Below are 10,095 nucleotides of genomic sequence, written 5' to 3'. Positions count from 1 at the left end.
GGAGGGTTAATATGAAAGTTGATGCATTATTAGAAACTATTGATCAATTAGTAAGACCTATAGCTGAAGAACTTAATTATGAAATTTATCACATTGAGTATGTAAAAGAAAATGGAGATTATTATTTAAGAATATATATTGATAAAGATGGTGGTATAGCATTATCTGATTGTGAAGCATTGTCTAGAAGAGTAAGTGATGTCATGGATGAAAAAGATCCAATCAAAGATGCATACTTCTTGGAAGTTTCATCACCAGGATTAAATAGAGGACTATTTACAGATGAACACTTTAAAAAGCAAATAGGAAAAGAGATAATGGTTAAATTCACAAAATCATTAAATGGAAGAAAAAATTTAAAAGGTATATTAAAGGAAGTAAGTGATGATTCAGTTGTAGTTGAAGCTGATGAGTTAGTTACAATTCCAAAAGATAAAATAAAATCAGCCAATTTAGAAGGGGAAATATAATAAGGAGGATATTAAAATGAACCAAGAGTTTATAGGTGCTCTTAGAGAAATTGTTAAAGATAAGGGGATTAGCGAAGATTTACTTTTTACAACTATTGAGGATGCGTTAGTTGCAGCATACAAAAAGAACTACGCTAGCCCAACAACTTCAGCACAAAATGTTAAAGTAAGTATAAATAGAGAAACAGGAGAAATTCATGTATACGCTCAAAAAGTAGTAGTTGAAGATGTGTATGATGATGTAACTGAAATAAGTTTAGAAGAAGCTAAGGAAGTTAGCCCAAGATATGATCTTGATGATATAGTTGATTTAGAAGTTACTCCAAAGAATTTTGGTAGAGTAGCAGCTCAGCTTGCTAAGGGTGTAGTAACTCAAAGAATAAGAGAAGCTGAAAGAAACATAGTATATTCAGAATACAAAGAATTAGAATATGACATAATTACTGGTACTGTTTTAAGAAAAGATAAAGGTAATGTCTTTGTAAATCTTGGAAGAATAGAAACATCTATTGGACCAAATGAACAAATTCCAGGAGAAGAATATAAATTTAATGAAAAAGTAAAACTATATGTTGTAGAAGTTAAAAATGGATCAAAAGGGGCTCAAATTTTAGTTTCAAGAACCCATCCAGGTTTAGTAAAAAGACTATTTGAGTTAGAAGTGCCTGAAATATATGAAGGTGTTGTTGAAATAAAGAGTATTTCAAGAGAAGCTGGTTCAAGAAGTAAAATTGCTGTTTACTCAAATGATGAAAATGTAGATCCAATGGGGGCTTGTGTTGGACCGAAAGGAACAAGAGTACAAAATATAGTTAACGAGCTTAAAGGTGAAAAGATTGATATAATAAAATGGAGCAAAAATCCTGAAGAGTTTATAGCAGCATCATTAAGTCCTGCTAAAGTTTTAGAAGTAGTTGCTTGTGAAGAAACAAAATCTGCTAAAGTAGTCGTAGACGATAATCAATTATCACTTGCAATAGGAAAAGAAGGGCAAAATGTTAGACTTGCAGCTAAGTTAACAAATTGGAAAATAGATATAAAAAGCAAATCTCAAGCAGATGCATTAAAAGAAGAAACAGTTGAAGAAACTATAGAATAAGGGAGGATTTTTATGAAAGTAAAGAAAATTCCTTTGAGAATGTGCACAGGATGTATGGAGATGAAACCTAAAAAGGAACTTATAAGGGTTGTAAAAACTCCAGAAGGTGATGTTTCAGTTGATTTAACTGGGAAAAAATCAGGCAGAGGCGCATATATTTGCAAAGATAAAGAGTGTTTAGAAAAAGCTTTTAAAACAAAAAGGCTTTCAAGAAATTTAGATATAGCTATAGATGAAGTTATATACAATAGATTAAGGGAAGAGATTGAAAATGAATAAATTTTTTAATTTTCTAGGCCTAGCTAAAAGATCAGGAAATTTAGTTGAAGGGTATAGTAAATGTGACGAGCAAAGAAATAGGAAATCTATTTTTTTATTCATCATGTCTAATGATGCTTCAAATAGTACAAAAAAGAAATTTAAAAATCATTGCGTATCAAAAGATATAGAATTTATAGAAGACTTTTCAAAAGAAGAGTTAGGTGCTGCAATTGGAAGAGAAGAAGTGAAAATATTAGCTATAACAGATGAAAATATGGCTAAAAAACTTTATACCCTTTACGAAGAGGAAAAAGTTAAAATTTAACCGGGGGTGATTTTATTGTCAAAAATCAGAGTATATGAATTGGCAAAAGAACTGCAAATAAGTTCAAAGGAACTTATAGAATTATTAATGAATGAGTTTAGCGTTGATGTAAAAAATCATATGAGCGTTATAGAAGATGAAGATGCAGAGTTAATCAAAGAGTTAATTGGAGATACTGGAGCATCAGGAGATAAAACTATAGTTGATGAATATGAAGAAATATTAGCTGAAGAAGTTAATAATCAAGCTAAAAAAAGAAAAAGAAAGAAAGTAGAAGAAGACGCTAACATAATTGGTGAAGGCGGATCAGGTGTTGTTGAAATTGGAGAGACAATAACTGTAAAAGAACTTTCAGAAAAACTTGGAAAACCAAGTGCAGATGTTATAAAGACTCTTATTTTTACAGGCGTTATGGCTGCTATAAATCAAGAAATAGATTTTGCAACTGCTGAAAAAGTATGTGAAAAATATGAGTGTTTAGTTGTTAAAAAAGAAGAAAAAGAAGAGCTAGAAGTGGTTGAAGAAGAAGAAGTGGTAGAAGAAAACCTAGTTAAGAGACCTCCTATAGTTACAGTTATGGGTCACGTTGACCATGGTAAGACTTCATTATTAGATGCTATAAGAAAAGCTAATGTTACTGCTCATGAAGCTGGTGGTATAACTCAACATATTGGAGCTTACACTGTAAATTTAAATGGCGAAAAATTAACATTTTTAGATACACCAGGACACGAAGCTTTTACAGCAATGAGAGCAAGAGGAGCTCAAGTTACAGACGTAGTTATATTAGTTGTTGCAGCAGATGATGGTATAATGCCACAAACAAAAGAAGCTATTAGCCACTGTAAAGCAGCAGAAGTTCCTATGATAGTAGCTATAAATAAAATAGATAGACCAGGAGCTAATATAGACAGAGTTAAACAAGAATTAACTGAATATGAATTAGTAGCCGAAGACTGGGGTGGAGATACTATATGTGTTCCTGTATCAGCAAAGACAGGTGAAAATTTAGAACAATTATTAGAAATGGTTCTATTAACAGCAGAAATGGCAGAACTTAAAGCTGATCCAAAGAGAAAAGCTAAGGGTACTGTTATAGAAGCTAAACTTGATAAAGGTAGAGGTGCAGTAGCAACACTACTTATTCAAAATGGTACATTACATGTAGGAGATTCAATATTAGTTGGTTCTACATATGGTAGAATAAGAGCTATGTTTGATGATAAAGGAAAGAGTATAAAAGCAGCTGGTCCTTCAATTCCAGTGGAAATTTTAGGACTTTCAGAAGTTCCAGCAGCAGGAGATAGATTTACTGTTGTTAAAGATGAAAAAACAGCAAGAAATATGGCTGAAACAAGAAAACAAAAAATTAAAGATGAAAGCTTCCATTCAGCTAATAGAGTTTCTCTTGAAGATTTATATAGCCAAATTCAAGAAGGAACAGTTAAAGAACTTGGTATTATAGTTAAGGCTGATGTTCAAGGGTCAGTTCAAGCTATAAAACAATCATTAGAAAAGCTTTCAACTGAAGATGTTAAAGTAAGAGTAATTCATGGTGGTGTTGGTGCTATAACTGAAACAGATGTTACTCTTGCAACGGCTTCAAATGCATTACTTATAGGATTTAATGTAAGACCAGATTCAAATGCTACAGTAGTTGCAGATAAAGAAGGGGTCGAAATTAAAACATATAGAATAATTTACGATGCAATAGAAGATGTTAAATCAGCTATGATTGGAATGCTTGATCCAGAGTATAAAGAAGTTGTAAATGGAAAAGCAGAAGTAAGAATGGTTTATAAGATTTCAAATGTAGGAACAATTGCTGGATGTTACGTTACAGATGGTAAAATAATAAGAAACTCTGAAGTTAGAGTTATAAGAGATGGAATAGTAATATTTGAATCAACTTTAGCTTCACTTAAGAGATTTAAAGATGATGCAAAGGAAGTAAACACTGGTTATGAATGTGGTTTAAGTGTTGAAAAGTTTAATGATCTTAAAGAAGGTGACGTAATAGAGTCATTTAGTATGCAAGCAATTGAAAGAAAGCAGCTTTAATTAAAGAGGTGATTTTAAATGGCTAATTACAGAGGTGGCAGAATAAACGAAGAAGTTAGAAGAGAAATAAGTGTTATCATAAGAGATGAAATTAAAGATCCTAGAATGACTGCTATGGTTTCAATTACAGCAGTTAAAGTAACTAAGGATTTAAGATATGCAAAGGTATTTGTAAGTATTTTTGGTAAAAATGAAGAAGAAAAAAATGAAACCTTTGCAGCATTAAAAAGTGCAAGCGGATATATAAGAAAAGAAATAAGCCAAAGAATGAATTTGAGAAATACACCTCAAATATTATTTGAGCTTGATGATTCTATAAGCTACAGTATGAAAATAGAAGAGCTTATAGAAAAAGTTAAGGAAAAGTAATGAACACATTACAAGATATATCTAAAGCAATTTTAGATAGTAAAAAAATAGGCATTACCTACCATGTATCACCTGATGGTGATGCAGTAGGTAGTGCACTTGCACTATTAAATGGATTAAGAACCTTAAAAAAAGATGCTTATTTAATTTCAAAAGATATAATATCAGAAAATCTTCAATTTCTTAAAGGTGCAAATGAAGCTACAGGAAATTTAATAACTCCAGTTGATGATACTTCAATAGTTGTAGTATTAGATTGTGGAAATTATGAAAGAATATCTGCAGACTTAGATAATTTTAAAGGAAGTATATTAAATTTAGATCATCATATTACAAATGATAAATATGGAGATTTAAATTATGTAGATGTAGAAGCTGCGGCTACAGCAGAAATAGTTTTTGAATTGTTAGAATCATTAGGAATTAATTTTAATAATCAAAGTGATGATATAAGAGATATAGGTACTTGTCTTTATACATCATTAGTTACAGATACAGGTGCATTTAGGCATTCAAATGTAACTTTTAGAACTCATAATATTGCAGCAAAATTAAGAAAAATTGGTGTAAATAATACCTACATACATCAAAATCTTTTTGATAACAAGAGTTTTGAAAAGATTAGATTAATGGGTAAAGCATTGAATGACATGGAACTTTTATTTGATCGTAAAGTAGCATTAATTAAAATTCCTATGGCTTATGGGGATGAGCTTGGGATAGAAATAGGGGATACATCAGATATAATATCTTTCGGTTTACAAATAAAAGGTGTAGAAGTTGCAGTTCTAATAAAGGAAATAGAAAATGGTTCTAAGGCAAGTTTAAGATCAAAAGATAAATTTGATGTTAGAAATATAGCTGAAAAGCTAGGTGGCGGTGGCCATGTGAAAGCTGCGGGGATAACTTTAAAGGGGATAAAATTAGACGAGGCTAAGAACAAAATTCTAGAGGAAATAGAGAAAGAGTTGTTATAATGAACGGCGTAATTAATATTTTTAAGAATACTGGTATGACTTCTTTTGATGTTGTAAGAATAATAAAAAAAGCAGCAGGCACTGGAAAGGTTGGACATACTGGAACACTAGATCCAGAAGCAAGTGGTGTTTTGCCTATATGTATAGGCAAAGGAACAAAAATTATTGATTATATAATGAATAGTGAAAAAATCTATGAAGTAGAGTTTAAGATTGGTATAAAAACTACTACATATGATTTAGAGGGAGATATAATAGAGGAAAAAGATCCATCTAATATAAGCGATGAAAATATAGTGAAAGCTATTTATTCTTATGAAAAAGAATATTCTCAAGTTCCACCTATGTATTCTGCTTTAAAGCAAAATGGTGTAAGGCTCTATGAATTGGCAAGAAAAGGCATAGAAGTAGAAAGAGAAGGTAGACTTGTAAATATATATAAGATAGAAGATGTAAAGATAAACAATCCATATATTAGTATGAAAGTTACATGTTCAAAAGGGACATATATAAGAAGTCTTTGTTATGATATAGGGGAAACTTTAAATGTTGGAGCTACTATGACAAAGCTAAAAAGAAGTAAAACATCTAAATTTACTGAGGATGAATCTATTAATATAGAAGATATAAATTCTGAAAATATAAAAGATTACATTATAAGTATAGAGGATGCTTTAGATTCCTATGAAAAATTAATAGTTTTAACTAAATATTCAAAACTTTTAATTAATGGAGTTAAAGTTTTTGATAAGAGATTTACCAAAGAAAATATTGAAATAGGAAAACTATATAGAGTTTATGATGAAAGTGGAATGTTTATAGGACTTGGTAAAAGCGATCATCAAGGCTTTAAAATAGAAAAATTATTAATTAATTAGGGGAGCAGGATATGATAGTAATAGATGATATTATTATGGAAAATAAGGATAGTGACAACTATGTAGCATTAGGAAGTTTTGATGGACTTCATTATGGTCATTTATCCCTTGTAAAAAAGACTGTCCAAGTTGCTAATGAAAAAAAAGGCAAAAGTATGGTGTTTACATATAAAAATCATCCTAAAACATTAGTAAAGCCAGAAAGTACACCTAAATTAATTATGGATTTAGAAACGAAGCTTAAGTATTTAGAACAAGAAGATGTAGATATAGTAATACTAAGAAGCTTTACTAAAGAATTTATGTCAATGTCTGCAGAGGATTTTATAAAATTACTTTGTGTAGACTATAATGTAAAAGGAATTATAGTTGGATTTAACTTTAAATTTGGATATAAAAATTTAGGGGATGTAAAATTATTAGAAGATCTTCAAAGTAAATATGGATATGAATTATATATTATGGAACCATACACTTATAAAGGTGATGTAATAAGTAGTACTAGAATAAGAAAAAGTATTTTAGAAGGAGATGTAAAAGAAGCTTCTAAAATGTTATCTAAGCCATATTTAATTAAAGGAAGAGTTATTCATGGTAAAAAACTAGGAAGAACAATAGGATTTCCAACTGCAAATTTAGAGTTCGATAATAAAATAATAATTCCGGATAAGGGAGTTTATTATACTAATGTAGAGTATAATAATAAAATTTATAAAGGAATTACATCTGTTGGGAATAATCCTACAGTAAATGGGCAACAATTAACTATAGAAACATATATATTAAATTTTGATGATACTATCTATGGACAAGAAATTAAAGTTTATTTTATTGAAAGAATAAGGGGTGAAATAAAGTTTAATTCCTTAGAGGAACTTGTTGAACAAATTAAAAAGGATGAAAAATTTGCGGAAGATAGAGATATAGTAATATAATTATGTAAATTTATAATTTACAATATCTATATCATTTGTTATAATAGCAAAGAAGAACCTAATTCTAAGATATGAGGGTGCTAGCTCATTTCCTGGATATAGGGGATAAATTTACGGAGGTGCGAACAATGGACGCAATAAGAAAGCAAGAAATAATCAAAGAACACGGAAGACATGAAGGAGATACTGGTTCACCAGAAGTGCAAATCGCTTTATTAACAGAAAGAATTAATTCTTTAACTGATCATTTAAAGATGCACAAGAAAGATCACCACTCAAGAAGAGGTCTTTTAATGATGGTTGGACAAAGAAGAGGTCTTTTAAATTACTTAGCTGATCAAGATATCGAAAGATACAGAGCTATAATTAAAAAATTAGGCTTAAGAAGATAGTCTTTAGAGCGGTTTTTAAGCCGCTCTATTATTTTAACAATTTTAAATGATAAGATATAAGCCTGAAGGGAGGTTACAAAATGAACAATGTAATGAAAACAACTATAGCTGGTAGAGAACTTAAGTTGGAATTTGGAAAGATTGGGATGTTATCAAATTTAGCATCATTTATTAGCTATGGAGACACAGTAATTTTAACTAATGTTAATGCTTCAGAAAAACCAAGAGAGGGAATAGATTTCTTTCCTCTAAGTGTTGAATATGAAGAAAGATTATACTCAGTAGGAAAAATACCAGGTGGTTTTATTAAAAGAGAAGGTAGACCTTCAGAAAATGCTATATTATTTGGAAGAGCAGTTGACAGACCATTAAGACCTTTATTTCCAAAGGGATATAGAAATGATGTTCAAGTTGTATGTACAGTAGTATCAGTTGAGAAGGATAACCTACCAGAAATTCTAGCAATTAATGCAGCATCATTGTCATTATGCTTATCAAGCATTCCTTTTACAACTCCTGTTGCAGCTGTGCAAGTAGGTCTAATCAATGGAAATTTCATTTTAAATCCAACATCTAAAGAAAGAGAAGAAAGTGAACTCCAATTAACTGTTTGTGCAACTAGTGAAAGAGTTATGATGATTGAAGCTGGTGGTCAAGAAATTCCAGAGGATGTTATGCTTGCTGCCATTAAATTTGGATTTGATAGTTGCCAAGATATCATTAAATTCCAAGAAGAAGCAATGCAAAGATTTGGAAAAGAAAAAATGGTTCCTGAATTATATAAGCCAAGTAAAGAGTTAGAAAACGAAATAAAAGAATTTGCTGGTGAAATAATTAAAGAAGCTATGTGGATAACTGATAAAGATGAAAGAAATGCTGCAATGGACGAAGTAAATGAAAAGGTTTATGCAGAATTTGAAGAAAAGTATCCAGAAAACGTAGGAGATATAAAGGAAATAATCTATAACTTACAAAAAGAAGTTGTAAGAGATATGCTTTTAAATCACCATAGAAGACCAGATGAAAGAGCATTTGATCAAGTTAGACCAATATCATGTGAAGTAGGAATTTTACCAAGAACTCATGGTACAGGATTATTTACAAGAGGATTAACTCAAGTAATGACTGTTGCTACATTAGGAGCAGTAGGAGATATTCAAATAATTGATGGTATAGGTGAAGAAGAATCAAAAAGATACATGCACCACTATAACTTCCCAGGATATTCAGTAGGTGAAGTAAAGCCTTTAAGAGGACCAGGAAGAAGAGAAATAGGTCATGGAGCTTTAGCAGAAAGAGCATTAGAACCATTAATACCTTCAGAAGAAGAATTCCCATATACTATTAGATTAGTATCAGAAGTATTAAGTTCTAATGGTTCAACATCACAAGCTTCAGTTTGTGGTAGTACTTTAGCATTATTAGATGCAGGAGTTCCTCTTAAGAGACCAGCAGCAGGTATAGCAATGGGACTTATAACTTCAGAAGATCTTACAAGAGAAGAAGTTTTAACTGATATTCAAGGAATAGAAGACTTCTTTGCTGATATGGACTTCAAAGTTGCAGGAACTGTAGAAGGAATTACGTCAATACAAGTTGATACTAAGATAAAGGGATTAAGTTTTAAAGTTATAGAAGATGCTATAATGGGAGCTAGAAAGGCTAGACTTCATATCTTAGATAAAATAAGTGAATGTATTCCAGGACCAAGAGGAGAAGTTTCAACATATGCTCCTAAAACTTCAATAATAAGTATAGATCCAGAAAAGATAAGAGATGTTATAGGTGCTGGTGGAAAAGTTATAAATAAGATTATCGAAGAAACTGGAGTTAAAATTGATATTAAAGAAGATGGTACAGTTTTTGTATCTTCAGCAGATCATGATGGCGTAAATAAAGCAATAGCTATTATAGAAGGTTTAACAAAAGAAGTTAAAGTCGGAGAAGTTTACTTAGGAAAAGTAACTAAGATAGCTACTTTTGGTGCTTTTGTTGAGATTCTTCCTAATAAAGAAGGATTATGTCATATATCAAAATTAGACAAAGCAAGAGTAAATAAAGTTGAAGATGTGGTATCTGTAGGTGATGAAATATTAGTCAAGGTAACTGAGATAGATAATCAAGGAAGAATTAATCTTTCAAGAAAAGATGCTTTAACTGATGACTCAGAAGAAAAGACTGAGAAAAGCGAATAGAAAAAGTTAGTAAAGGGCAATTTATTGCCTTTTTTTCTTTATATGATAAAATTTAAATTAAACATTAATAATTAATAATTAATAATTAAGTATTACATAACTATAAAATAATATAGAATAATAGTAATATAGA

The 10,095-nt window shown here is 30.5% G+C and carries 11 protein-coding genes; all 11 read left to right on the top strand.

Annotated elements, in window-relative coordinates:
- The first annotated feature begins 11 nt into the window (after positions 1-11).
- Positions 12-470: a ribosome maturation factor RimP gene (rimP, locus tag I2E83_RS01165; RefSeq protein ID WP_195428284.1), complete on the top strand. Its 459-nt coding sequence runs from the start codon at positions 12-14 to the stop codon at positions 468-470.
- Positions 471-486: 16 nt separating this feature from the next.
- On the top strand, positions 487-1,569 hold the full coding sequence (gene nusA / locus I2E83_RS01160) for a transcription termination factor NusA (RefSeq protein WP_195263605.1): 1,083 nt from the start codon (positions 487-489) through the stop codon (positions 1,567-1,569).
- A gap of 12 nt (positions 1,570-1,581) precedes the next feature.
- Positions 1,582-1,848, top strand: coding sequence for a YlxR family protein (locus I2E83_RS01155; protein WP_195263604.1), 267 nt, complete (start codon positions 1,582-1,584; stop codon positions 1,846-1,848).
- Positions 1,841-2,155, top strand: coding sequence for a ribosomal L7Ae/L30e/S12e/Gadd45 family protein (locus I2E83_RS01150; RefSeq protein ID WP_195428282.1), 315 nt, complete (start codon positions 1,841-1,843; stop codon positions 2,153-2,155). Before I2E83_RS01155 ends, I2E83_RS01150 begins: the two co-directional genes overlap by 8 nt.
- Positions 2,156-2,170: 15 nt before the next feature.
- On the top strand, positions 2,171-4,216 hold the full coding sequence (infB, locus tag I2E83_RS01145) for a translation initiation factor IF-2 (protein WP_195263602.1): 2,046 nt from the start codon (positions 2,171-2,173) through the stop codon (positions 4,214-4,216).
- Positions 4,217-4,234: 18 nt separating this feature from the next.
- A complete protein-coding gene (gene rbfA / locus I2E83_RS01140; RefSeq protein ID WP_195263601.1) occupies positions 4,235-4,585 on the top strand; it encodes a 30S ribosome-binding factor RbfA in 351 nt (116 codons plus the stop codon).
- Positions 4,585-5,562 carry a bifunctional oligoribonuclease/PAP phosphatase NrnA gene (locus I2E83_RS01135; protein ID WP_195428280.1) on the top strand — a complete coding sequence of 326 codons (978 nt, stop codon included), beginning with the start codon at positions 4,585-4,587 and terminating at the stop codon, positions 5,560-5,562. Before rbfA ends, I2E83_RS01135 begins: the two co-directional genes overlap by 1 nt.
- The gene (truB, locus tag I2E83_RS01130; protein WP_195263599.1) at positions 5,562-6,440 is read left to right on the top strand and encodes a tRNA pseudouridine(55) synthase TruB; all 879 of its coding nucleotides are present in this window, start codon (positions 5,562-5,564) and stop codon (positions 6,438-6,440) included. Before I2E83_RS01135 ends, truB begins: the two co-directional genes overlap by 1 nt.
- An 11-nt stretch (positions 6,441-6,451) precedes the next feature.
- Positions 6,452-7,375: a bifunctional riboflavin kinase/FAD synthetase gene (locus I2E83_RS01125; RefSeq protein ID WP_195263598.1), complete on the top strand. Its 924-nt coding sequence runs from the start codon at positions 6,452-6,454 to the stop codon at positions 7,373-7,375.
- A gap of 128 nt (positions 7,376-7,503) precedes the next feature.
- Positions 7,504-7,767: a 30S ribosomal protein S15 gene (gene rpsO / locus I2E83_RS01120; protein ID WP_195263597.1), complete on the top strand. Its 264-nt coding sequence runs from the start codon at positions 7,504-7,506 to the stop codon at positions 7,765-7,767.
- An 80-nt stretch (positions 7,768-7,847) separates the two neighbouring features.
- A complete protein-coding gene (locus I2E83_RS01115) occupies positions 7,848-9,962 on the top strand; it encodes a polyribonucleotide nucleotidyltransferase (RefSeq protein WP_195263596.1) in 2,115 nt (704 codons plus the stop codon).
- The last annotated feature ends 133 nt before the right edge of the window (positions 9,963-10,095 follow it).

The sequence above is a fragment of the Clostridium sp. D46t1_190503_E9 genome (assembly GCF_015555225.1).
Taxonomy (GTDB): Bacteria; Bacillota; Clostridia; order Clostridiales; family Clostridiaceae; genus Clostridium.
The sequence above is the reverse complement of the archived record's forward strand: the minus strand, read 5'-3'. Positions and strand labels throughout refer to the sequence as shown.

Excerpts from the sequence above, each read along its gene's own strand:
- rimP (WP_195428284.1), top strand. The coding sequence starts at position 12 with ATGAAAGTTGATGCATTATTAGAAACTATTGATCAATTAGTAAGACCT.
- nusA (WP_195263605.1), top strand. The coding sequence starts at position 487 with ATGAACCAAGAGTTTATAGGTGCTCTTAGAGAAATTGTTAAAGATAAG.
- I2E83_RS01155 (WP_195263604.1), top strand. The coding sequence starts at position 1,582 with ATGAAAGTAAAGAAAATTCCTTTGAGAATGTGCACAGGATGTATGGAG.
- I2E83_RS01150 (WP_195428282.1), top strand. The coding sequence starts at position 1,841 with ATGAATAAATTTTTTAATTTTCTAGGCCTAGCTAAAAGATCAGGAAAT.
- rbfA (WP_195263601.1), top strand. The coding sequence starts at position 4,235 with ATGGCTAATTACAGAGGTGGCAGAATAAACGAAGAAGTTAGAAGAGAA.
- I2E83_RS01135 (WP_195428280.1), top strand. The coding sequence starts at position 4,585 with ATGAACACATTACAAGATATATCTAAAGCAATTTTAGATAGTAAAAAA.
- truB (WP_195263599.1), top strand. The coding sequence starts at position 5,562 with ATGAACGGCGTAATTAATATTTTTAAGAATACTGGTATGACTTCTTTT.
- I2E83_RS01125 (WP_195263598.1), top strand. The coding sequence starts at position 6,452 with ATGATAGTAATAGATGATATTATTATGGAAAATAAGGATAGTGACAAC.
- rpsO (WP_195263597.1), top strand. The coding sequence starts at position 7,504 with ATGGACGCAATAAGAAAGCAAGAAATAATCAAAGAACACGGAAGACAT.
- I2E83_RS01115 (WP_195263596.1), top strand. The coding sequence starts at position 7,848 with ATGAACAATGTAATGAAAACAACTATAGCTGGTAGAGAACTTAAGTTG.